Annotated in this window: 25 protein-coding genes; 5 read left to right on the forward strand and 20 right to left on the reverse strand. The window is 72.5% G+C overall.

Going from position 1 to position 21172, the window contains the following annotated elements:
- Nucleotides 1-110: 110 nt before the first annotated feature.
- From trpA to ACIQCJ_RS34460, 7 genes are all read right to left on the reverse strand, one after another.
- The gene (gene trpA / locus ACIQCJ_RS34430) at nt 111-932 is read right to left on the reverse strand and encodes a tryptophan synthase subunit alpha (RefSeq protein WP_355334000.1); all 822 of its coding nucleotides are present in this window, start codon (nt 930-932) and stop codon (nt 111-113) included.
- A complete protein-coding gene (trpB, locus tag ACIQCJ_RS34435) occupies nt 929-2200 on the reverse strand; it encodes a tryptophan synthase subunit beta (RefSeq protein WP_355334003.1) in 1272 nt (423 codons plus the stop codon). The genes trpA and trpB overlap by 4 nt, the downstream gene beginning before the upstream one ends.
- Nucleotides 2201-2291: 91 nt before the next feature.
- Nucleotides 2292-2435 carry a tryptophan biosynthesis modulator TrpM gene (gene trpM, locus ACIQCJ_RS34440; protein ID WP_391044025.1) on the reverse strand — a complete coding sequence of 48 codons (144 nt, stop codon included), beginning with the start codon at nt 2433-2435 and terminating at the stop codon, nt 2292-2294.
- Between the two features lie 732 nt (nt 2436-3167).
- The gene (gene trpC / locus ACIQCJ_RS34445) at nt 3168-3974 is read right to left on the reverse strand and encodes an indole-3-glycerol phosphate synthase TrpC (protein WP_355334006.1); all 807 of its coding nucleotides are present in this window, start codon (nt 3972-3974) and stop codon (nt 3168-3170) included.
- A gap of 160 nt (nt 3975-4134) precedes the next feature.
- A complete protein-coding gene (locus tag ACIQCJ_RS34450) occupies nt 4135-4608 on the reverse strand; it encodes a DUF2752 domain-containing protein (protein ID WP_402713758.1) in 474 nt (157 codons plus the stop codon).
- A gap of 87 nt (nt 4609-4695) precedes the next feature.
- The gene (locus ACIQCJ_RS34455; RefSeq protein ID WP_402713760.1) at nt 4696-4995 is read right to left on the reverse strand and encodes an HGxxPAAW family protein; all 300 of its coding nucleotides are present in this window, start codon (nt 4993-4995) and stop codon (nt 4696-4698) included.
- A gap of 128 nt (nt 4996-5123) precedes the next feature.
- On the reverse strand, nt 5124-5879 hold the full coding sequence (locus ACIQCJ_RS34460; RefSeq protein WP_391159732.1) for a TIGR02234 family membrane protein: 756 nt from the start codon (nt 5877-5879) through the stop codon (nt 5124-5126).
- Between the two features lie 386 nt (nt 5880-6265).
- Between ACIQCJ_RS34460 and ACIQCJ_RS34465 the strand changes: the two genes are divergently transcribed.
- Nucleotides 6266-7492 (forward strand): peptidase S8, encoded by a 1227-nt coding sequence (locus ACIQCJ_RS34465; protein WP_402713782.1) that lies wholly within the window; start codon nt 6266-6268, stop codon nt 7490-7492.
- Nucleotides 7493-7604: 112 nt separating this feature from the next.
- On the opposite strand, the gene ACIQCJ_RS34470 is transcribed toward ACIQCJ_RS34465, so the two are convergent.
- On the reverse strand, nt 7605-9128 hold the full coding sequence (locus ACIQCJ_RS34470) for an anthranilate synthase component I (protein WP_355334017.1): 1524 nt from the start codon (nt 9126-9128) through the stop codon (nt 7605-7607).
- Between the two features lie 9 nt (nt 9129-9137).
- Complete coding sequence (hisI, locus tag ACIQCJ_RS34475) at nt 9138-9551, reverse strand: phosphoribosyl-AMP cyclohydrolase (RefSeq protein WP_391044019.1); 414 nt, start codon at nt 9549-9551, stop codon at nt 9138-9140.
- 117 nt (nt 9552-9668) lie between these two features.
- On the opposite strand from hisI, the gene ACIQCJ_RS34480 reads away from it, so the two are divergent.
- The 3 genes from ACIQCJ_RS34480 (at nt 9669) to ACIQCJ_RS34490 (ending at nt 11792) form a co-directional block, all read left to right on the forward strand.
- Nucleotides 9669-10610, forward strand: a complete 942-nt coding sequence (locus tag ACIQCJ_RS34480; RefSeq protein ID WP_402713763.1) for a hypothetical protein — start codon at nt 9669-9671, stop codon at nt 10608-10610.
- A 65-nt stretch (nt 10611-10675) separates the two neighbouring features.
- Complete coding sequence (locus ACIQCJ_RS34485; protein WP_402713765.1) at nt 10676-11308, forward strand: TIGR03085 family metal-binding protein; 633 nt, start codon at nt 10676-10678, stop codon at nt 11306-11308.
- Between the two features lie 55 nt (nt 11309-11363).
- A complete protein-coding gene (locus ACIQCJ_RS34490) occupies nt 11364-11792 on the forward strand; it encodes a hypothetical protein (protein WP_402713767.1) in 429 nt (142 codons plus the stop codon).
- 33 nt (nt 11793-11825) lie between these two features.
- On the opposite strand, the gene ACIQCJ_RS34495 is transcribed toward ACIQCJ_RS34490, so the two are convergent.
- The 3 genes from ACIQCJ_RS34495 to ACIQCJ_RS34505 form a co-directional block, all read right to left on the reverse strand.
- Nucleotides 11826-12320: an FBP domain-containing protein gene (locus ACIQCJ_RS34495; RefSeq protein ID WP_402713769.1), complete on the reverse strand. Its 495-nt coding sequence runs from the start codon at nt 12318-12320 to the stop codon at nt 11826-11828.
- Between the two features lie 52 nt (nt 12321-12372).
- The gene (locus tag ACIQCJ_RS34500; protein WP_402713771.1) at nt 12373-13698 is read right to left on the reverse strand and encodes an MFS transporter; all 1326 of its coding nucleotides are present in this window, start codon (nt 13696-13698) and stop codon (nt 12373-12375) included.
- Nucleotides 13699-13759: 61 nt separating this feature from the next.
- Nucleotides 13760-14368 (reverse strand): helix-turn-helix domain-containing protein, encoded by a 609-nt coding sequence (locus tag ACIQCJ_RS34505; protein ID WP_355334034.1) that lies wholly within the window; start codon nt 14366-14368, stop codon nt 13760-13762.
- A 109-nt stretch (nt 14369-14477) separates the two neighbouring features.
- Here ACIQCJ_RS34505 and ACIQCJ_RS34510 point away from each other — a divergent pair, with 109 nt between their 5' ends.
- Entirely contained in the window at nt 14478-15080 is a 603-nt protein-coding gene (locus ACIQCJ_RS34510; RefSeq protein ID WP_402713774.1) for an O-methyltransferase, read from the forward strand.
- Between the two features lie 58 nt (nt 15081-15138).
- Here ACIQCJ_RS34510 and hisF read toward each other — a convergent pair whose 3' ends face one another.
- From hisF to hisD, 8 genes are all read right to left on the reverse strand, one after another.
- Nucleotides 15139-15894, reverse strand: a complete 756-nt coding sequence (gene hisF, locus ACIQCJ_RS34515) for an imidazole glycerol phosphate synthase subunit HisF (RefSeq protein ID WP_355334040.1) — start codon at nt 15892-15894, stop codon at nt 15139-15141.
- Entirely contained in the window at nt 15891-16295 is a 405-nt protein-coding gene (locus ACIQCJ_RS34520; RefSeq protein WP_355334043.1) for a Rid family hydrolase, read from the reverse strand. Before ACIQCJ_RS34520 ends, hisF begins: the two co-directional genes overlap by 4 nt.
- A complete protein-coding gene (gene priA / locus ACIQCJ_RS34525) occupies nt 16292-17017 on the reverse strand; it encodes a bifunctional 1-(5-phosphoribosyl)-5-((5-phosphoribosylamino)methylideneamino)imidazole-4-carboxamide isomerase/phosphoribosylanthranilate isomerase PriA (RefSeq protein ID WP_391044004.1) in 726 nt (241 codons plus the stop codon). The genes ACIQCJ_RS34520 and priA overlap by 4 nt, the downstream gene beginning before the upstream one ends.
- 110 nt (nt 17018-17127) lie before the next feature.
- A complete protein-coding gene (gene hisH, locus ACIQCJ_RS34530) occupies nt 17128-17775 on the reverse strand; it encodes an imidazole glycerol phosphate synthase subunit HisH (protein ID WP_391044002.1) in 648 nt (215 codons plus the stop codon).
- A 14-nt stretch (nt 17776-17789) separates the two neighbouring features.
- Nucleotides 17790-17942: a hypothetical protein gene (locus tag ACIQCJ_RS34535; protein WP_188280531.1), complete on the reverse strand. Its 153-nt coding sequence runs from the start codon at nt 17940-17942 to the stop codon at nt 17790-17792.
- Nucleotides 17939-18532, reverse strand: coding sequence for an imidazoleglycerol-phosphate dehydratase HisB (hisB, locus tag ACIQCJ_RS34540; protein ID WP_355334053.1), 594 nt, complete (start codon nt 18530-18532; stop codon nt 17939-17941). The genes ACIQCJ_RS34535 and hisB overlap by 4 nt, the downstream gene beginning before the upstream one ends.
- Complete coding sequence (locus ACIQCJ_RS34545) at nt 18529-19686, reverse strand: histidinol-phosphate transaminase (protein ID WP_355334055.1); 1158 nt, start codon at nt 19684-19686, stop codon at nt 18529-18531. Before ACIQCJ_RS34545 ends, hisB begins: the two co-directional genes overlap by 4 nt.
- The gene (hisD, locus tag ACIQCJ_RS34550; protein WP_391043996.1) at nt 19671-20984 is read right to left on the reverse strand and encodes a histidinol dehydrogenase; all 1314 of its coding nucleotides are present in this window, start codon (nt 20982-20984) and stop codon (nt 19671-19673) included. The genes ACIQCJ_RS34545 and hisD overlap by 16 nt, the downstream gene beginning before the upstream one ends.
- Nucleotides 20985-21172 lie beyond the last annotated feature (188 nt).

Genomic DNA, 21172 nt, shown 5'->3' on the forward strand with positions numbered 1-21172 from the left:
GGGAGGGCACTTCAGCGCCTTCCCGCACCGCGATTCGCCCCATCGTGTTACGCCGGGGCCGGTCGTACGGGGCGCGGCCGGTTTCTTTCGTACGGTCGCGGCCGGTGCCGTCAGCCGCGCTTGCGGACGCCCGCGGCCAGTTCCGCCGCCAGTTCCCGTACGGCCGTGAGGGCCGCGGGCAGGTCGCCGTCCGCGTCGAGGATGCGCTTGACGAAGGCCGAACCGACGATCACACCGTCGGCGAAGGCCGCGACCTCGGCGGCCTGCACCGCGTTCGACACGCCCAGGCCCACGCAGACCGGCAGGTCCGTGGTGGCGCGGGTGCGGCGCACGAGGTCGGACGCCTGCTCGCCGACGCTCTCCCGCGTGCCGGTGACACCCATCAGGGAGGCCGCGTAGACGAAGCCGCTGCCCGCCGCGGTGATCTTCGCCAGCCGCTCGTCACGGCTGGAAGGGGCGACGACGAAGACGGTGGCCAGGCCCTGCTGCTCGGCCGCCTTCCGCCATCCCTCGGACTCCTCGACCGGCAGGTCGGGCAGGATGCAGCCCGCGCCGCCCGCCTCGGCCAGCTCGGTCGCGAACCGCTCGGCGCCGTAGCGGTCCACCGGGTTCCAGTACGTCATGACCAGCACCGGCTTGCCGGTGGCCTGGTGCGCCTCGCGTACGGTGCGCAGCACGTCGGCGATCCGCACGTGGTTCTTGTTGAGCGCGATGTCGTCGGCGGTCTGGATGACCGGCCCGTCCAGCACCGGGTCGCTGTGCGGCAGCCCGACCTCGACGATGTCCGCGCCGCCTTCGAAGGCGGCCTTCACGGCCTCGATCCCGCCGTCCACGGTCGGGAAACCGGCGGGCAGATACGCCACGAGCGCGGCCCGCCCCTCGGCCTTGGCGTCGGCCAGCGCCCGGTCCAACAGCTCTACGTTCCCGCTCACTTGACCGCCACCTCGTTGTCCTCGTCGACCTCGGCGGTCGCGTCGTACAGCCCGAAGTAGCGGGCCGCCGTGTCCATGTCCTTGTCGCCGCGGCCGGAGAGGTTCACCAGCACCAGGCCCTCGGGGCCCAGCTCGCGGCCGATCTCCAGGGCCCCGGCCAGGGCGTGCGCGCTCTCGATGGCGGGGATGATGCCCTCGGTACGGGACAGCAGCCGCAGGGCCTGCATCGCCTCGTCGTCGGTGACCGCCCGGTATTCGGCGCGGCCGATGTCCTTGAGGTACGAGTGCTCGGGGCCGACGCCGGGGTAGTCCAGACCCGCCGAGATCGAGTACGGCTCGGTGATCTGGCCCTCGTCGTCCTGGAGGACGTAGGAGCGCGAGCCGTGCAGGATGCCCGGCTCGCCCTCGGTGAGGGTGGCCGCGTGCTCCCCGGTGGCCACGCCGTGGCCCGCGGGCTCGCAGCCGACCAGCCGGACCCCGGTGTCGGGCAGGAAGGCGTGGAAGAGGCCCATGGCGTTGGAGCCGCCGCCGACACAGGCGACGGCGGCGTCGGGCAGCCGGCCGGTGCGCTCCAGGAGCTGGCGGCGCGCCTCGACGCCGATCACCCGGTGGAAGTCGCGGACCAGCGCGGGGAAGGGGTGCGGTCCCGCGACCGTGCCGAACAGGTAGTGCGTGCGGTCCACGTTGGCGACCCAGTCGCGGAACGCCTCGTTGATGGCGTCCTTCAGCGTCCGGCTGCCGGAGGTCACCGAGACCACCTCGGCGCCGAGCATCCGCATCCGCGCGACGTTGAGCGCCTGGCGCTGGGTGTCGATCTCGCCCATGTAGATCGTGCAGTCGAGGCCGAACAGCGCGCAGGCGGTCGCGGTGGCGACGCCGTGCTGGCCCGCGCCGGTCTCCGCGATCACGCGGGTCTTGCCCATCCGCTTGGTCAGCAGCGTCTGGCCCAGCACGTTGTTGATCTTGTGCGAGCCGGTGTGGTTCAGGTCCTCCCGCTTGAGGAAGACCCGTGCCCCGCCCGCCTGCTCGGCGAACCGGGGGACCTCCGTGAGGGCGCTCGGGCGGCCCGCGTAGTTGGCCATCAGGTCGTTCAGCTCGGCCGCGAAGGCGGGGTCGGTCTTCGCCTTCTCGTACTCGACGGCCACCTCGTCCACGGCGGCGACCAGCGCCTCCGGGATGAACTTGCCGCCGAACGCGCCGAAGTAGCCCGCGGGGGTGGGGACGGATCCGTCCGGATCCGGATGGAAGAAGTCGTGCGTTTCTGACATGGGGTATCCCTGGCTGTGCGCCGTCAGGCGCGGGTGAAAGGGGGGACGCGTACGCGTGTCCGTGTCGTGCGTACGTGGCTCTGCTCGCGGCTCAGCCGCGGCGCCATCGCCTGCCGTTCACCTGGCCGGGCTCGCACCCGATCACATACCGCACCCGGCGCCCCAGCACCTTGCGCGCCGGCGCGCGGCAGCCGCGGGGGCGGCAGCCGGGGGCGAGACGCGCGGCGAGGGACATGCGCCCGAGTCTAGCCCTCCGGGCAGGTCCCCCCACTCCATGCCCGGCCCCCGCGCGCGTTCAGCCAACGCAGCGCCTCGCCTTGTGGACCCCGGTACCGCGCAGGGCCTCGCTTTGAGGGGCGCGAGGAACTGCGCGCTCAGCCCCCACCGGCCGGTGGTCCGGCGACAACCGGACTGCCCCACCGGGGCCGGTGGTGACCAGCGGGAGCGTCGCGGCTGGCCGCGCAGTTCCCCGCGCCCCTCAAAAGACCGGCCCACCGCCCGAACGAAAGACGGTGCGCCCCATCAGGGGCGCGAGGAACTGCGCGAGCAACCCACCACCGGCCGGTGGCCCGGACACCACCGAACTGCCCCACCGGGGCCGGTGGTGACCTGCGAGAGCGTCGCGGCGGGCCGCACCCCTCAAAAGACCGGCTCACCGCCCGAACGAAAGACGGTCGCCCCGCCAGGGGCGCGAGGAACTGCGCGAGCAACCCACCACCGGCCGGTGGACCGGCCACCACCGAACTGCCCCACCGGGGCGGGCGGTGACCTGCGAGAGCATCGCGGCTGGCCGCGCAGTTCCCCGCGCCCCTGACGGGGCACGTCCTTGACGAGGAACCGCCCCGCGACGTGCGGCTCACGCGCCCCTGACGGGGCACCGTCTCTCGCGAAGAACCGCCGTGCAAAGCGCGGTCGGGCGCCCTGACGGGGCACCGTAAGGGGTGTGGGGCCCTCCCCCGGAGGGGGGTTAGCGGCCGAAGCGGAGGGCGGGATGGGCGCCGGCAGCCACAAGATCGGCGACCGCGGCACGCGGATCCTTGCCGGTGACGAGCGACTCGCCGACAAGCACGGCGTCGGCGCCGTCATTGGCGTAGGCGATCAGGTCGTGGGGACCACGCACCCCGGACTCGGCGATCTTCACGATGTGGTCGGGAATCTCGGGCGCGACGCGGGCGAAGTTCCCGCGGTCGACCTCAAGGGTCTTGAGATTACGCGCGTTGACCCCGATGATCTTCGCCCCGGCGTCCACCGCCCGCTCGACCTCCTCCTCGTCGTGCACCTCGACGATCGGGGTGAGACCGATCGACTGGGCGCGCTCGACGAGCGAGACGAGGGCGTCCTGGTCGAGCGCGGAGACGATCAGCAGGGCGAGGTCGGCACCGTAGGCGCGGGCCTCCCAGAGCTGGTACGCGGTGACGATGAAGTCCTTGCGCAGGACCGGGATGTCGACCTTGGCCCGGACCGCTTCGAGGTCGGCGAGGGAGCCGCCGAACTTCCGCTCCTCGGTGAGGACGCTGATGACGGCGGCGCCGCCCGCCTCGTAGTCGGCGGCGAGCCCCGCGGGGTCGGCGATGGCGGCCAGCGCGCCCTTGGAGGGGCTGGACCGCTTGACCTCGCAGATCACCTTGACGCTGTCGCCGCGCAGGGCGGCCACCCCGTCCTTGGCGTCGCGCGCCTTGGTGGCCCGCTCCTTGAGTTCGTCGAGGGTGACGCGGGCCTGCCGCTCGGCGAGGTCAGCGCGGACTCCGTCGATGATCTCGTCGAGCACACTCACGCGAGAGCTCCCCTTCCGGACCGGGTTCGTACAGCGAAATGATCAAGCCAATGGTGGGAACCACCGACACTCCGATGGTATCGGGCGCCGGGCGCAGCGCCCGCATCCGGGGATTCGCGGTCCCACCACCTGGACAAGCATGCCCCGGAAGGCGGGCGGGTCACGGGATCAGCGCCGCGCCGAACGGCAGGTTCCGGACAACGGTGAAGACCAGCGCCAGGGCGAGGAGCGCCTTCCCGTACACCGGGCGCAGCACGGGTTCGAACGGTCTGCCGCGCAGCCTGCGGGTGAACCAGACGACCCACACGACGGCGAAGACGACGTATCCGGCCACCGCGAGCGCGTTGCAGCCCAGCGCCGTGCCGAGGTGGCCGTGGGCGACGGCGTGGGCGCTGCGCAGGCCGCCGCAGCCGGGGCAGTAGATCCCGGTGTAGTGCAGCAGCGGGCAGGCCGGGTAGTGGCCGGGCGTGTTGGGGTCGACGGCGCCGACGTACGCGAAGGCGCCCGCCACCGCGCCGAGGAGGGCGAGCGGTACGGCGGCGCGCGAGAGGGCGCCGAGGGCCGCTCCGGGAGCCGTCCCGCGCGCCGCCGCGGGGGCCCGGCCTGCGGCCCGACCTGCTGTGTCGTGAATCACATCGCCGATTCTGCCCCCGGACGCACGAAGGCGCAGCGCGCGGACCCGGAGGTCGGCGGCTGCGCCCGGCGGGCGGGACCGGTGGGGTCAGGCGCTGGCGGGCGCCTCAGCGGGCGACTCCGCGTGCGTCGTCCCCTCCGGGGTGCGGACCTCCTGCGCGGCGTGGGCGCGGGCGACCCGTACCTCGGGTGACTCCTTGCTGCCCAGGCCCATGAGCTTCATCGCACCGCCGACGACGGGGCCGAGCAGTATGACGCCCATGCTCGCCCAGAAGGGGACCGGCTGGGCGGCGACCATGAACACGCCTCCGGCACAGAAGCCGATGAACGAGATGATCGAGCCGGTCCACGCGGCGGGGGTGTGGCCGTGGTCGTGATGGACCGCCATGAGTGCTCCCTGAATCCTCTCGGTCGGCGGCGTCCTTTCGCCGCCGACTTCGTCTTCCATTGTTGCGCGTGTTCCGGGGTTGCCGTGCACGGGGGTGGAACGGGCGGTCGCGGCACGCGCGGGACCGGTCAGCCGGGGGCCTGTGTGGGGTCCTCGCCCCGGTCCAGCGCCTTCCACAGGTCCTCGGCCCGGTCGGGGTCGATCGGCGCGGGCGCGGCGGCGGCCCTGCCGCGCAGCGAGGGGCGGCTGCCCGGCCGGTCGTAGCGGCTGGACATCGCGGGCCAGGCGTGGCCGTAGCGCAGTGCGAGCAGGCCCGCGAGGAGCAGCAGGACGCCGCCGGCGACGGCGACCAGCGGCCAGCCGGTGGTGCTCGTGTGGCCCGCGGTGGCGCGGGTGAGGCCGGACGCGGCGGCGGCCCGTTCGTTGAGGGCGCCGGTGGCCGCGCGGCGGGCGAGCACGACGACGACCACGCCGAGGCCGGAGAGCGTGAGCAGCCCGGAGACGACGTAGCGGCCGATCCGGCGTACGGCGAAGACGGCGACGAGCGCGGCCAGGCCGACCAGGGCCAGCGCGCCGGGCAGCGCGGTGGCCTGGCTGCCGGTGGCGTGCACCGGGAGGGTGCCCTGGCCGAAGGCGACGGTGCCGCGCGCCCAGGTCTTGCCCGCCGCGAGCAGCACGACGCTGGCGCCGATCACGCCGCACGCGAGCGCGACGGCGAGGACACGCGTGGCGGTGCGCCGCGCGGCCGAGGGCGCGGCACCGGGGCCGGTCCCGCGTTCGGGCCCGGCTTCGGTCGCCCGGCCGGGTTCGACCCCGGTCTCGCGGTCGGTCGCGGCTTCGGTCTCGACGGCTTGGTCAGCGCGGGGCTGAGGGACGGCACTCACCCCACCACTATCGCCTGTCGGTGCGGCGGCCCGTCCGGCGGGGCCACCGGGCGGCCGGACCGGGGGTCGCGGCGCGCGGCTGAAAACACGCCGTGGCGATCGGTCCCGAATGGTACCGAAGCGGTACGAAACGGCCGTCGCACACCACACCGGGACGACTCGATTTCACACCTGCCGGGAGGTCAGTACCAGGCAATGCCTTGCCCAACTCCCTTATGCCACAAGTAAAGCGGAGGTATAGCTTCCAGCCCCCTCCTTGTTGGCGTGCGCTCGTCACCATACGTTCTCGGCCGTCCCACTGATGTCAACTCGCACCAATGGCACCACCTGTCACGCATCCCACAAGCCCCCGGTTCACCCCCCACAGGAGGCAATAGTTGCGTTCGATCACCATCACACCCACCGCCCGCCGCACCGCGCTCGCGGTCACCGCCGCCGCCGGACTGGCCCTGTCAGGGCTGGCCCTGGCGCCGTACGCCGGTGCCTCCCCCGCCGCGCACGGCGTCAGCACCGCGCGCTCCTGCGCCGTCAGCACCCATCCGGACGTGATGGCGTGCAAGGCGCTCAAGGTCACCCAGGGCGTCAACACGCTCAAGAAGTCCACCGGTTCGGTGAACCCGGCCGCGGCCCCCTCCGGCCTCGGCCCGGCCGATCTCCAGAGCGCGTACGCCCTGCCCTCCTCCGGCGGGTCCGGCGCGACCGTGGCGATCGTCGACGCGTACGACGACCCCAACGCCGAAGCGGATCTGGCCACTTACCGCTCCACGTACGGCCTGCCCGCCTGCACCACCGACAACGGCTGCTTCTCGAAGGTCGGCCAGTCCGGCAGCGCCTCCTCGCTGCCGAGCGCCGACGCGGGCTGGGCCGAGGAGATATCGCTCGACCTCGACATGGTCAGCGCCGCCTGCCCCGACTGCCACATCCTCCTGGTCGAGGCCGACGACTCCTCGATGACCAACCTGGGCGAGTCCGTCAACACCGCGGTGTCGCTGGGCGCGAAGTACGTCTCCAACAGCTACGGCGGCGGCGAGTCCTCCTCGGACCCGTCGTACGACAGCTCGTACTTCGACCACCCCGGTGTCGCCATCACCGTCAGCGCCGGTGACAGCGGCTACGGCGCCGAGTACCCGGCCGCCTCCCAGTACGTCACCGCCGTCGGCGGCACCTCGCTCACCAGCGACTCCTCCAGCCGCGGCTGGACCGAGTCCGTCTGGACGGGCACCGGCTCCGGCTGCTCCTCCTACGACGCCAAGCCGTCCTGGCAGACGGACGCCGATTGCGGCAAGCGCACCATCGCCGACGTCTCGGCGGTCGCCGACCCCGCGACGGGCGTCGCCGTCCACGACACGTACGGCTCGGACACCGGCTGGGAGGTCTTCGGCGGCACCAGCGCCTCGTCGCCGCTGATCGCGGCCGTCTACGCCCTCGCGGGGGCGCCCTCGGCCGGGTCCTACCCCGCCTCGTTCCCCTACGCGCACTCCGACGCGCTCAACGACGTGGCCGGCGGCTCGAACGGCTCGTGCGGCGGCTCGTACCTGTGCACCGGCGTGAGCGGCTTCGACGGCCCGACGGGCCTCGGCACGCCGAACGGCACGGCGGCCTTCGCGGGCTGACGGCACCCACAAGGGCGCGAGGAACCGCGCGACGAGCCACGACGCGCACGCGCGTCGTGGCTCGTCGCTCACGCCTGTCGAAGACCGGCTGCCCGCCTCCGGAAGGCGACCGTCACAGGCGGTTGGCCGTGGCCACCGCGCGCAGGACGGCGGCGGCCTTGTTGCGGCACTCGGTGTCCTCGGCCACCGGATCGCTGTCGGCGACGACACCGGCCCCGGCCTGGACGTAGGCGGTGCCGTCGCGGAGCAGCGCCGTACGGATGGCGATGGCGGTGTCGGAGTCACCGGCGAAGTCGAGGTAGCCGACGCAGCCGCCGTACAGACCGCGCCGGGACGGCTCCAGCTCCTCGATGATCTGCATGGCGCGCGGCTTGGGGGCGCCGGAGAGGGTGCCCGCGGGGAAGCAGGCGGTGAGCACGTCGAAGGCGGTACGGCCCTCGGCGACCTGGCCGGTGACGGTCGAGACGATGTGCATGACGTGGGAGTAGCGCTCGACGGACATGAAGTCGACGACCTCGACGCTGCCGGGTTCGCAGACGCGGCCCAGGTCGTTGCGGCCGAGGTCGACCAGCATCAGGTGCTCGGCGCGTTCCTTGGGGTCGGCCAGCAGTTCCTCGGCGAGCGCGGTGTCCTGTCGCGGGGTGGCGCCGCGCGGGCGGGTGCCCGCGATCGGGTGGACCATGGCGCGGCCGTCCTCGACCTTGACCAGGGCCTCGGGGCTGGAGCCGACGACGTCGAAGTCGCCGCCCTCGCCGCCGGGGAAGCGGAAGAGGTACATGTACGGGCTGGGGTTGGTGGCCCGCAGGACCCGGTAGACGTCGAGCGCGCTGGCCGTGCACGGGGTCTCGAAGCGCTGCGAGGGGACGACCTGGAAGGCCTCACCCGCGCGGATACGTTCCTTGATGTCGTCGACCGCGCGCTGATAGGCGGCGCCGCCCCACAGGGCGGTGTATTCGGGCAGTTCCGACGGCGGCAGCTCGACGGGGACGTATTCGACCGGCTTGGCCAGGTCGGCCTGCATGGCGTCGAGGCGGGCGACGGCGTCAGCGTGGGCCTCGTCCACCCCGGTGTCGCGGTCGTTGTGGTTGATCGCGTTGGCGATCAGCAGGACCGTGCCGTCCCAGTGGTCGAGGACGGCGAGGTCGGAGGTGAGCAGCATGGTCAGTTCCGGCAGCCGCAGGTCGTCGCGGGTCCGCTCGCCGATCCGCTCCAGGCGGCGCACGATGTCGTAGCCGAGGTAGCCGACCATGCCGCCGGTGAAGGGCGGCATCCCCGCCGCCAGGTCGCGCGGGGTGTGCAGGGCGTCGACGGTGACGCGCAGCGCCTCCAGCGGGTCGCCGTCGACCGGGACGCCCACCGGCGGCGTGCCGAGCCAGTGCGCCTGGCCGTCGCGCGCGGTGAGCGTGGCGGCCGACCGGACGCCGACGAAGGAGTAGCGCGACCACGTCCGGTCTCCCCCGGAGCCTTCGGCCTGGGAGGTGCCTCCGTCCGCCGACTCCAGCAGGAACGTTCCCGTCCGCTCCCCCGCGAGCTTGCGGTACAGCCCGACCGGAGTGTCGCCGTCGGCGAGCAGCCTGCGCGTCACGGGAATCACCCGGCGGTCGACCGCCAGCTTGCGGAAGGTCTCAAGGTCCATGAGCCGAGATTAGTGGTCACGGCCGGGCGCCGGGAGCGGCCGGTACGGCGAAGGGCGGACCGGCTGGCCGAGCGGCAGCACGTCGGCGTCGAAGCACGTGCGGTCGCCGGTGTGGCAGGCCGCGCCGACCTGGTCGACCTTCACCAGCAGGGTGTCGCCGTCGCAGTCCAGCGCGACGGACTTGACGTGCTGGACGTGGCCCGAGGTGTCGCCCTTGACCCAGTACTCCTGGCGGCTGCGGCTCCAGTAGGTGCAGCGGCCGGTGGTGAGGGTGCGGTGCAGGGCCTCGTCGTCCATCCACCCCAGCATCAGCACTTCACCGGTGTCGTATTGCTGGGCGATGGCGGGTACGAGTCCGTCGGCCGTGCGCTTGAGGCGGGCGGCGACTGCTGGGTCAAGTGCGGTGGCGGGCATGGTGACCATTCTGCCGCCGAATATCAAGAACTCGAAAAGGGTCAATAACCGGCAAAGAGGGCAAGTGAGTTGACCACCATCCGGTTGTCGCTCGCTCATGTCACCCGTATGGGGCATCCTGCCTGCATGGGTTTTCCACCACCGCCGCAAGAAGGACCGCCGCCGCCTCCGGATCAAGGAGGCGGTTTCGGGCCACCGCAGGGCTTCGGCCCCCCTCCTCCCCCGCCGCCCGCTGACGGCGGCTATGGCTATCCGCAACAAGGCGGCGGTCAGAACTACGGTTATCCGCAGGAGCCGACGCAGGCCGCGCCGGGTCCTTACGGCCAGCAGGGCTACGGTCAGCAGGGCGGCTACGGCCAGCCGGGCCCGCCCGGACCGCCCGCCCCGCCCGGTGGCTACGGCTACCCGCAGGGCCCCGGCGGCTACCCGCCGCCCCCGCCGCCGAACAACACCAAGCGCAATGTGCTGATCGCGATAGCCGCGGTCGTGGTGATCGGCGGTATCGGCACCGCGGTCGCCGTCTCCGGTGGCAGCGACAGCAAGAACGACGCGAAGCCGACGCCGTCGATCAGCGGTCTGCCGTCAGGACTGCCGTCCATGCCGTCCTTCACGGAGCCGACGCCCAGCTTCACGCTGCCGTCGGACACCCCGACCTTCGACACCCCGACCGACGACCCGTTCACCGACTTCCCGAGCATCACCCCGACCGAGAAGGTCGTGCCGTACGTGGTGCTCTCGCCGGGCAAGTGCTTCGACGCGCCGACCCTCACGCCGACCGTCGACACGGTGACCACCAAGTCGTGCAGCTCCGCGCACGACGGCCAGGTCGTCGCCAACGAGACGCTGTCCGGCACCTTCAGCACCGACTCGGAGATCCAGTCGAAGGCGCTGGAGCTGTGCACGGCCGACGCCAAGAAGCACCTTCCCGCGGACGGGCGGCTGTACTACCCGTACGCGCTCTTCCCGAAGCTGACCACCTACGAGCTCCAGGGCCGCAAGACGGTGACCTGCTCGCTCACGCTCAACAACGGCACCAACAGCAAGAAGCTCTACGCTCCGCTGGGCTGACGCCTCACGGGGGCGGCAGGGGCGGGGAGCGGACGTATCGGCCAAGGGGCCGTTAATCTGGGGTCATGTCGACACATGCCCAGCGCGAACGTCTGCTCCTCGCCGATCTGCTGGAGCAGTCAGGACCCGACGGCCCGACGCTGTGCGAGGGCTGGTCCACCCGCGACCTGGCCGCGCACGTCGTGGTACGCGAACGGCGCGGTGACGCGGCGGCGGGGCTTGTCATCCCGCAGCTCAAGGACCGTGCGGAACGGGTCCGCAAGGAGTACGCGCGAAAGCCGTACGAAGAGCTGATCCAGCTCATCAGGACCGGGCCGCCGCGGATGTCGCCCTTCACCATCAAGCAGGTGGACGAGGCTTCCAACACCGTCGAGTTCTACGTCCACGCCGAGGACGTCAGGCGTGCCGCGCCCGACTGGACGCCGCGTGCCATCGACCCCGTCTTCGCCGACACGCTGTGGGCGCGGCTGGAGCGTGCCGCCCGGCTCGCGGGCCGCCGCTCCCCGGTCGGCCTGGTGCTGCGCCGCCCGAACGGCCAGACCGCCGTCGCCCGCAAGGGCTCTCCCGTGGTGACCGTGACCGGTGAGCCGTCCGAGCTGACGATCTTCGTCTTCGGCCGCCAGGACGCCGCCCAGGTCGAGGTGGACGGCGACAAGGACGCGGTGGCACGGCTGTACGCGGCGAAGCTCGGACTGTGACGCGGTAGGCGGCAGGCGCGTCCGTCGCCCCGGCGGGCGACAGCCCCTCGGCCCCGTGCTTCTCACAGCGCGCTGTTGCCGGACACCACAGCGCTCCGACCGGCTCGGCGAGGCCGCGGCGGACGTGGACGTCGTGATCGACTACACCTGGGGCGCGCCGACCGAGCGGGCCCTCCCCGCGCTGCTCACCCGCCGCACCGACCGTGCCGCCGCCCTCGACTGGATCCAGATCGGCTCCACGGCCGGACCCGACATCACCCTGCCGTCCTTCGTCCTGCGCGCCGCCAACCTCCGCGTCATGGGCAGTGGCCAGGGCTCCGTCACCGCCGCGGGCATCGTCGCCGAACTTCCTTCGCTGGTCGCTCGGCTCACGGCCGGGGTCTTCTCCGTCGCGGCCGACGCCGTATCCCTCTGCGAGGTCGAGCGCGCCTGGACGGCTCCCGTCGAGCCGGGCCGCCGGCTCGTCCTCACGCCGACCGCGTGACCCGGCTTCTCCGGCGCACCGCCGTTCGTCCGGCTAGGCGACGACCTTGGCGAGGAAGCCGTCGAGGTTGCGGAGGGTGCGGGCGATCTGTTCGTCGAGGGTGAGGGTCTCCTCGAGCCGCTTGACCAGGGCGGAGCTCTTCTTGCCGCGGACGTAGAGGGGACAGGCGAGGTCGGCGCACATGTAGAGGGCGACGGTGTTGCCCTGGCGGCCGGCGGCGCCCGCGAGCGGGGCCGCCAGGAGGTCGACACCGCCGCCGGAGTGACCGGTGAGGCAGAGGGAGCAGAGGCTGCTGCGCATCAGATTGCGCCGGGCGCCGGGGGCGATCCGCAGGACGATGCCCACGGGCTCGTCGCCGGGCCGCACCAGATAGGCGCGGTCGCGGGCGCCGGGGTCGCGCCAGCCCAGGAAGTCCAGGTCGCTCCACGGCAGGTCGCCCAGATCCCTGGGCAGGCTGATCCGCTTCGCCTCCCCCTTGGAGCAATTGACGAACGAGCCGCGAATCTCTGCATCACCGAGCGGGTCCATGAGCGCGAAGCTAACAGGAGGCCCCCGCGCACGTCACAGCATTTTCTCGGCGTCAGTCCCGGCCCGCGGCCACCGGCTCGGCGGCAGCCGTCACGTCCGCCGCCGGGCGCGGCGACCGCTTCCCGCGGGGAAGTTCCGCGGTGCGGATCGCGGGGGTGGCGAGGCCGACGACGCCTCCGGTCATGGTGAGGACGGCGCTGGTGAGGAAGACGGGGGCCGGGCCCCAGGCGGCGACGGCGGCGCCGAAGAGGGGGTAGGCCAAAGGGGCGAGGCCGAAGCTGCTGAGGCTCATCACCGAGGTGACGCGGCCGAGGTAGCCGGGGTCGGCCGCCGACTGGATGAGGGCGTACGCGAGGCTGCCGCAGATGCCGCAGAACAGGCCGCTCAGCGCGGCGACGGCGACCGCGAGGGCCGGCGACGGCGCCACGCCGATCAGGCCGACGCCCGCGGCGCCCGCGAACAGGGCGCCGATCTGGACGGCCCCGGCCCGCGGCAGGCGGCCCCGTACGGTCAGCAGCAGCGCGGCGCACCCGGCGCCCGCGCCGAAGCCCGCGATGATCCAGCCGTAGCCGGACGAGCCCCAGCCGCGGTGCTGGGCGAGCAGGATCATGCCGACGTTCAACGGGCCGACCAGGCCCAGTTCGCAGATGGCGGCGGACAGCACCAGCGGGCCGACGAGCCGGTGGCGGCGCACGTACCGCAGTCCGTCGAGCAGATCCCGCCAGGCGCTCGCGCCCTCCTCGGACCGGTCGCTCCCGGCGGGCGCCTCGGGCAGCGGGCTCATGCGGGTGGCGATCAGCAGCGGTACGGAGACCGCGAAGAGCGCGCCCGCCAGGGCGAAGGCGGCCGTGGCGCCGCCGAGCCCCATCGCGAGGCCGCCGACCGGCGGTCCGACGATGGTGCCGAAGCGGATGGTGAGTGACCGCATGCCCTGCAAGCGGGTGAGCTGGTCGGCGGCGACGATCCGCGGCGGCAGCGCGCCGACGGCCGGCATGAACAGCGCGTCCACGACGCCGAAGAGCAGCGAGACGACGACCAGCAGCCACAGCCCGGGCGAGGAGAGCGCCAGCGTCGCCGCGGCGCCGAGGATCAGCGCGCAGCGCACCGCGTCGCTCCCGATCACCACCTTGCGCGGCCCGAACCGGTCGGCGATCACTCCCCCGCCGAGCATCAGCACCGCGCGCGGCACCGCGCCGACCGCCATCACCAGGCCCACCTGCGTCGGCGGCGCCACCTCGGCGGCGGCGAAGCCGAGGGCGAGGAAGTAGACGCAGTCGCCGAGCATGGACGCGGTGTACGCGATCAGCCAGCGCAGCACGTTCCCGTCCTTGTGCGCGGGCCTGCCGTGCGGTGTTGCGGGTATCGCGGTCGCCGTCATGGTGGCGGCCCTCCTCTGGTCTCGACGTCGGGTCGGGCGCGGTCTGAGGGGCCTTCCGCGGTCACTCCCGGAACGGGAATCCGTACATCTGCACGGCCACCAGCTCCCGGCCCTCGGTGTCGCCCGCCTCGACCGCCGCCTTGCCGCGGTCGATCCAGCGGCGCATGAGCGCGGTGATCTCCTCGTCCATCTCGTGGAGTTCGGCGGCGCTGAGCCGCGGCATGTACTCGGAGCTGAAGGAGGCGTCGGTCCACTCCCCCGCCCAGGCGGCCTGCTGGGCCAGGTAGCGCTCGTACCGCTCGTAGCGGCTGGCCAGGAGCTGCCTGGTGACCTCGTTGACGACGGCGGCGCCCTCGGGCCGGTCCGTGAAGTCCCCGCTGCGGAAGGAGAATCCGCGCTCGGCGGAGACCTTCCACCAGCGCTCGCGACCGTCGGTGCTCTTCTCGGGGGCCTCGACGATGAAGCCGTGGGCGGCGAGCTTGCGCAGGTGGTAGCTGACCAGGGACACCGCCTCGTCCACCTGGTCGGCCAGGTGGGAGGCGGTGGCGGCACCAGAGGTGACCAGGTGGCGGTAGAGCTGGATGCGCAGCGGGTGGGTGAAGACCTTCAGCGCGTCGAGGTCGGTGATGCGCTGGGCCCGGGGCCGGGGGGCGTCGTCTTTTTCTGGCACGACCACCAGCCTAGATAGAAAAGAAAAGTTGCGCAATCTAATTTGCGCAACTTCTCTTTCTCATCTGTTCACCGGCCGTGGACCGGGCGCCCCCGGCAGGATGTCGGGCATGTCACTCGACGGCACCCGCGCGCACCTCCGCGGCCCCGGCGACCTGCCCCCGCTGGTCGAACGCGCCGCCCGCACCGCACAGCAGCTCGGCTTCCCCTACTCCTGCCGCCCCGAGCAGGGCCGCCTGCTGCGCGCGCTCGCCGCGGGCGCCACCCGTATCGGCGAGACCGGTACCGGACTCGGAGTGGGGCTCGGCTGGCTGGTCACGGGCATGCGGGACGACGCCACCGCGGTGAGCGTCGAGCGCGATCCGGGGCGCGCGGAAACGGCCGCCTGGCTGTTCTCGGACCTCGCGCCGCAGGTCACCGTCGAATGCGGCGACTGGAAGGACATCGCCGCGCACGGCCCCTTCGACCTGCTGGTCCTGGACGGCGGCGGCCAGGGGAAGGGGGACGAGGCGGCCGATCCCGTGGAGCTGCTGCGGCCCGGCGGCGTCCTCGTCGTGGACGACTTCACGCCCGCCGACCGATGGCCGCCGCTGCACGAGGGCAGCCCCGATCTGGCCAGGCTGCACTGGCTGGAGCACCCGGCGCTGCGCTCGGTGGAGATACCGCTCGCGCCGGACCTCGCGGCGCTGGTCTGCACCCGCCGCCAGGACTGAGCCGCCGAAAAGCGGAGCCGCCGCACATGGAGAGCGGCGGCCGACGGAAACCCCGTGCTCAGCGCACCGGGTGCCCGGCCTCCCGCAGCGCCGTCTTGACCTCGCCGATCCGCAGGTCGCCGAAGTGGAAGACGGACGCGGCCAGTACGGCGTCGGCGCCCGCCGCCACCGCGGGCGCGAAGTCGGCGAGGCGGCCCGCGCCGCCGGAGGCGATCACCGGGACCGTCACCAGCTTGCGGACGGCCGCGATCATCTCCGTGTCGTAGCCGTCCTTGGTGCCGTCCGCGTCCATCGAGTTGAGCAGGATCTCGCCCGCGCCCAGCTCGGCCGCGCGCTGCGCCCACTCCACCGCGTCGATGCCGGTGCCGCGCCGCCCGCCGTGCGTGGTGACCTCGAAGGAACCCGAGGGGGTGCGCCGCGCGTCCACCGACAGCACCAGCACCTGCCGGCCGAACCGCTCGGCGATCTCCCGAATCAGCTCGGGCCTGGCGATGGCCGCCGTGTTGACGCCCACCTTGTCGGCGCCCGCGCGCAGCAGCAGGTCCACGTCCGTGACCGTCCGCACACCGCCGCCCACGGTGAGCGGGATGAAGACCTGCTCGGCCGTACGGCGGACGACGTCGTACGTGGTCTCCCGGTCGCCGGAGGAGGCGGTGATGTCCAGGAAGGTCAACTCGTCGGCGCCCTCGGCGTCGTAGAGCTTGGCCATCTCCACCGGGTCGCCCGCGTCCCGCAGATTCCGGAAGTTGACGCCCTTCACGACGCGGCCGTTGTCCACGTCGAGGCAGGGGATGACACGGACCGCGAGGGTCATCTGCCGGCTCCTCGGTAGGCTTCGATCTCCACCTCGACCAGGACGCGGGAGTCCATGAAACCGGCCACCACGACCATGGTGGCGGCGGGCCGCACGGCCCCGAACAGCTCCCGGTGGGCGCGCCCGACGTCGTCGGCGTCCCTGGCGTGGCTCATGTACATGCGGGTGCGGATCACACTGTCGGGCCCGAGGCCGAAGGGCTCGATCGCCGCCAGCGCGTTCCCGAAGGCGAGCAGGGCCTGTTCGTACGGGCTGCCCTCGCCGCGCACCTCGCCGTCGACGAGGGGCATCGTGCCGGACACCAGGACCAGGTCCCCCGCCGCGACGGCGCGGGCGAAACCGATGGTCTCCTCCAGCGGGCTTTCGGACTGGTCGCGCCGTACTGCGGGGGTCTCCGTCATCGTGATACCGCCTCCAGGGCTTCTTCCAAGGTGAACGCCTTGGCGTAGAGCGCCTTTCCGACAATCGCGCCTTCGACACCCCGCGGCACGAGAGTCGCGATGGCGCGCAGGTCGTCGAGGGACGAGACGCCGCCGGACGCGACGACCGGCCGGTCGGTGGCGGCGCAGACCCCGGCGAGCAGTTCCAGGTTGGGGCCCTGGAGCGTACCGTCCTTGGCGATGTCGGTGACGACGTACCGCGCGCAGCCCTCGGAGTCCAGCCGGGCCAGCGTCTCGTAGAGGTCGCCGCCGTCGCGGGTCCAGCCCCGGCCGCGCAGCGTGGTGCCGCGCACGTCGAGGCCGACCGCGATCCGGTCGCCGTGCTCGGCGATGACCTTGGCGACCCACTCCGGGGTCTCCAGCGCGGCCGTGCCGAGGTTGACGCGGGTGCAGCCGGTGGCGAGCGCGGCGGCGAGCGTGTCGTCGTCGCGGATGCCGCCGGACAGCTCGACCTTGATGTCCATCGAACGGGCCACCTCGGCGATCTGCGCCCGGTTGTCGCCGGTGCCGAAGGCCGCGTCGAGGTCCACCAGGTGCAGCCACTCCGCGCCCGCCGCCTGCCAGGCCAGCGCGGCGGCGTGCGGGTCGCCGTAGGACGTCTCGGATCCGGACTCGCCGTGCACGAGGCGTACGGCCTGGCCGTCCCGGACGTCGACGGCGGGGAGGAGTTCGAGCCTGTTCATCGGGTGCGTCCTACGTCGTAGAAGGGAGGAGGTGAAAGCGGACGGTGGAAGGGAGCCGGGCGGCGAGTGAGAGGGTCTAACGGGTCGAGCGGTTGACGCGTGAGACCGCGTTAGAGGGTGTCCAGCCAGTTGGTGAGCAACTGGGCGCCCGCGTCGCCGGATTTCTCCGGGTGGAACTGGGTGGCCCACAGCGCGCCGTTCTCCACCGCGGCCACGAACGGCTCGCCGTGCGTGGCCCAGGTGACCTTCGGCGCGCGGATCGCCGCGTTGTGCGTGTCGAATTCCCACTCGCGCACCGCGTAGGAGTGCACGAAGTAGAAGCGGGCGTCGGTGTCCAGGCCCGCGAACTGCCGTGAGTCGGCGGGCGGCCGTACGGTGTTCCAGCCCATGTGCGGGACGACGGGCGCCTTCAGCGGCTCGACCGTGCCGGGCCACTCGTCGAGCCCTTCGGTCTCCACGCCGTGCTCGATGCCGCGGGCGAAGAGGATCTGCATGCCGACGCAGATGCCCATGACCGGCCGTCCGCCGGCCAGCCTGCGGCCGACGATCCAGTCGCCGCGTACGCCCTTCAGGCCCGCCATGCAGGCGGCGAAGGCGCCGACGCCGGGCACCAGCAGCCCGTCGGCGTTCATCGCCCGGTCGAAGTCGGCGGTGATCTCCACCTCGGCCCCGGCGCGCGCGAGCGCCCGCTCGGCCGAACGGACGTTGCCGAAGCCGTAGTCGAGGACGACCACGCTCTTGTGCCTCAGTCCAGTCATGTCGGCTCCTCCCGCTAGAGCTGGAGCAGCCCGGCCGCCAGCGCCATCACGGAGCCGATGGCCAGGACCGCGATCATGCTCTTGGACTGCTTCTGCTGCCAGAAGGAGTAGACGCCTCCGGCGAGGAAGAGCCCGAGCAGGATGAAGAGGGTCGAGTACGTGTTCATAGCGCGCCCTTGGTCGACGGCAGGATTCCGGCGGCGCGCGGGTCGCGCTCGCTGGCGTAGCGCAGCGCCCGGGCGAGCGCCTTGAACTGGCACTCCACGATGTGGTGCGCGTTGCGCCCGTACGGCACGTGGACGTGCAGCGCGATCTGCGCCTGGGCGACGAAGGACTCCAGGATGTGCCGGGTCATCGTGGTGTCGTAGGAGCCGATCATCGGCGCCATGTTCTCCGGCTCGGTGTGCACCAGGTAGGGGCGGCCCGACAGGTCGACGGTCACCTGGGCGAGGGATTCGTCCAGCGGGACCGTGCAGTTGCCGAAGCGGTAGATGCCGACCTTGTCGCCGAGCGCCTGCTTGAACGCGGCACCGAGCGCGAGCGCGGTGTCCTCGATCGTGTGGTGCGTGTCGATGTGCAGGTCGCCCTCGGTCTTCACCGACAGGTCGAACAGGCCGTGCCTGCCGAGCTGGTCGAGCATGTGGTCGTAGAAGCCCACACCGGTGGAGACGGCCACCTGTCCCGTACCGTCCAGGTCGATCTCGACGACGACGGACGTCTCCTTGGTGCTGCGCTCCACGCGGCCCACGCGGGTCATGCGGACTCCTCCGTACGGTGGTGCCTGATGTGCTGCTGGTCGCTGTGTTCCTTGACCACGGTCCTGACGGCGTCGAGGAACGCGTCGTTCTCCGCCGGGGTGCCCGCGGAGACCCGCAGCCAGCCGGGGACGCCGTTGTCCCGGACGAGGACCCCGTGGTCGAGGATCGCCTGCCAGGCGGCGTGGCTGTCGGCGAAGCGGCCGAACTGCACGAAGTTGGCGTCGGACTCGGTGACCGCGCAGCCGATCGCCGTCAACTCGGCGACGAGCCGGTCCCGTTCGTCCTTGAGCTGCTGGACGTAGCCGAGCAGTGTGTCGGTGTGCTCCAGGGCGGCCAGCGCGGTCGCCTGGGTGACCGAGGACAGGTGGTACGGCAGCCGGACGAGCTGTACCGCGTCCACCACGGCGGGGTCGGCCGCCAGATAGCCGAGCCGCAGCCCGGCGGCGCCGAACGCCTTGGACATGGTGCGGGTCAGCACCAGGTGCGGGCGGCCCTCGATCAGCGGCAGCAGCGACGGGCGGTGCGAGAACTCGCCGTACGCCTCGTCCACCACCACCATCGACGGCTTGGCGGCCTGCGCGGCCTCGTACAGCGCCAGTACGGTCGCGGCGTCCACGGCCGTACCGGTCGGATTGTTGGGCGAGCAGACGAACACCACGTCGGGGCGGCGGCGGTGGATCTCGCGGACCGCCGCGTCCACGTCGATCCGGAACTCCGCGTCGCGCGGCCCGGAGATCCAGCCGGTGCCGGTGCCGCGCGAGATCAGCGCGTGCATCGAGTACGACGGCTCGAAGCCGATCGCGGTCCTGCCGGGGCCGCCGAAGGTCTGGAGGAGCTGTTGGATGACCTCGTTGGAGCCGTTGGCCGCCCACACCTGGTCGCTGCCCACGCGGTGGCCCGCGGTCCTGGACAGATACGCGGCCAGCTCGGTGCGCAGCTCGACGGCGTCCCGGTCCGGGTAGCGGTTGAGCTGCCGGGCGGCCTCGGTGACGCGCTCGGCGATCCGGGCGACCAGCGCGTCGGGCAGCGGATACGGGTTCTCGTTGGTGTTCAGCCGCACCGGCACGTCGAGCTGGGGCGCGCCGTACGGGGACTGGCCGCGCAGTTCGTCGCGGATGGGCAGGTCGTCGATGCCGGTCACGGGAGGTCCCATCCGAAGCGGGCCTTGACCGCGGCGCCGTGTGCGGGCAGGTCCTCGGCCTCGGCGAGCGTCACCACGTGGTGGGCGACCTCGGCGAGCGCGTCGCGCGTGTAGTCCACGACGTGGATGCCGCGCAGGAAGGACTGCACGGACAGGCCCGAGGAGTGGCAGGCGCACCCGCCGGTGGGCAGGACGTGGTTGGAGCCCGCGCAGTAGTCGCCGAGCGAGACGGGGGCGTGCGGGCCGACGAAGATCGCGCCCGCGTTGCGCACGCGGGCCGCGACGGCGGCGGCGTCCTCGGTCTGGATCTCCAGGTGCTCGGCGGCGTAGGCGTCCACCACCTCAAGGCCCTGGTCGAGGGTGTCGACCAGCACGGTCGCCGACTGGCGGCCGGTGAGCGAGGCGGTGATCCGCTGGGTGTGCCGGGTGGCCTCGACCTGGGCCTCCAGCTCCTTGTCGACCGCGTCGGCCAGCTCGGGCGAGGTGGTGACCAGGACGGCGGCGGCGAGCGGGTCGTGCTCGGCCTGGCTGATCAGGTCGGCGGCGACGTAGCCGGGGTCGGCGGCGGCGTCGGCGAGGATCGCGATCTCGGTGGGCCCGGCCTCGGCGTCGATGCCGATCCGGCCCTTGAGCAGGCGCTTGGCGGCGGCCACGTAGATGTTGCCGGGGCCGGTGACGAGGTTGACCGGGCGGCACTCGTCGGTGCCGTACGCGAACATCGCGACGGCCTGCGCGCCGCCGGTGGCGTACACCTCGGTCACGCCGAGCAGGGCGCAGGCGGCGAGGATGGTGGGGTGCGGGGAGCCGCCGAAGTCCTTCTGCGGCGGGGAGGCCACCGCGATGCCCTCGACCCCGGCCTCCTGCGCGGGCACGACGTTCATCACGACGGACGACGGGTAGACGGCGAGGCCGCCGGGCACGTAGAGGCCCACGCGCTGGACGGGCAGCCACTTCTCGGTGACGGTCCCGCCGGGCACGACCCGTGTGGTGACGTCCTGGCGGCGCTGTTCGCGGTGGACCAGGCGGGCGCGGCGGATCGACTCCTCCAGCGCGGCGCGCACGGCCGGGTCGAGCGCGGCCAGCGCGTCGCTCAGCGCCCGCTCGGGCACCCGCAGCCGGTCGACCCTGACGCCGTCGAACCGCTCTCCGTACTCGATGACCGCCGCCGTGCCGCGATGGCGCACGTCCTCGCAGATCGGCCGCACGGTGTTCAGCGCCGCCTCCACGTCGAACTCGGCTCGGGGCAGCAGGTCGCGGTCGATCCCGCCCTCGGGGAAGGCGGCACCGCGCAGATCGATTCGGGAGATCACCCTGCCAAGTGTAGAGACCCGGGCATGGGGGACGTTCCGCGGTTCCACTCCGTGATACGCCGCCCGGGACGGGCCCGCCGCTGTCGCGGGCATGGCCTAGGTGTATTGATCACGAGCGTTGTTGACATGTGCCGGTGCTTGATCATGGCGAAGACCTCCGGTGTGGTGGAGCTGTCTAGGACTGCACC

Origin of the sequence: Streptomyces sp. NPDC093221 (assembly GCF_044753885.1) — a bacterium.
Classification (GTDB): domain Bacteria; phylum Actinomycetota; class Actinomycetes; order Streptomycetales; family Streptomycetaceae; genus Actinacidiphila.

Coding starts and splice junctions, on each gene's coding strand:
- trpB (WP_355334003.1), bottom strand. CDS start 2,200: ATGTCAGAAACGCACGACTTCTTCCATCCGGATCCGGACGGATCCGTC.
- trpM (WP_391044025.1), bottom strand. CDS start 2,435: ATGTCCCTCGCCGCGCGTCTCGCCCCCGGCTGCCGCCCCCGCGGCTGC.
- ACIQCJ_RS34455 (WP_402713760.1), bottom strand. CDS start 4,995: ATGGCGGTCCATCACGACCACGGCCACACCCCCGCCGCGTGGACCGGC.
- ACIQCJ_RS34470 (WP_355334017.1), bottom strand. CDS start 9,128: ATGGACCTTGAGACCTTCCGCAAGCTGGCGGTCGACCGCCGGGTGATT.
- hisI (WP_391044019.1), bottom strand. CDS start 9,551: ATGGTCACCATGCCCGCCACCGCACTTGACCCAGCAGTCGCCGCCCGC.
- ACIQCJ_RS34480 (WP_402713763.1), top strand. CDS start 9,669: ATGGGTTTTCCACCACCGCCGCAAGAAGGACCGCCGCCGCCTCCGGAT.
- ACIQCJ_RS34485 (WP_402713765.1), top strand. CDS start 10,676: ATGTCGACACATGCCCAGCGCGAACGTCTGCTCCTCGCCGATCTGCTG.
- ACIQCJ_RS34495 (WP_402713769.1), bottom strand. CDS start 12,320: ATGGACCCGCTCGGTGATGCAGAGATTCGCGGCTCGTTCGTCAATTGC.
- ACIQCJ_RS34500 (WP_402713771.1), bottom strand. CDS start 13,698: ATGACGGCGACCGCGATACCCGCAACACCGCACGGCAGGCCCGCGCAC.
- ACIQCJ_RS34510 (WP_402713774.1), top strand. CDS start 14,478: ATGTCACTCGACGGCACCCGCGCGCACCTCCGCGGCCCCGGCGACCTG.
- hisF (WP_355334040.1), bottom strand. CDS start 15,894: ATGACCCTCGCGGTCCGTGTCATCCCCTGCCTCGACGTGGACAACGGC.
- ACIQCJ_RS34520 (WP_355334043.1), bottom strand. CDS start 16,295: ATGACGGAGACCCCCGCAGTACGGCGCGACCAGTCCGAAAGCCCGCTG.
- priA (WP_391044004.1), bottom strand. CDS start 17,017: ATGAACAGGCTCGAACTCCTCCCCGCCGTCGACGTCCGGGACGGCCAG.
- hisH (WP_391044002.1), bottom strand. CDS start 17,775: ATGACTGGACTGAGGCACAAGAGCGTGGTCGTCCTCGACTACGGCTTC.
- ACIQCJ_RS34535 (WP_188280531.1), bottom strand. CDS start 17,942: ATGAACACGTACTCGACCCTCTTCATCCTGCTCGGGCTCTTCCTCGCC.
- hisB (WP_355334053.1), bottom strand. CDS start 18,532: ATGACCCGCGTGGGCCGCGTGGAGCGCAGCACCAAGGAGACGTCCGTC.
- ACIQCJ_RS34545 (WP_355334055.1), bottom strand. CDS start 19,686: ATGGGACCTCCCGTGACCGGCATCGACGACCTGCCCATCCGCGACGAA.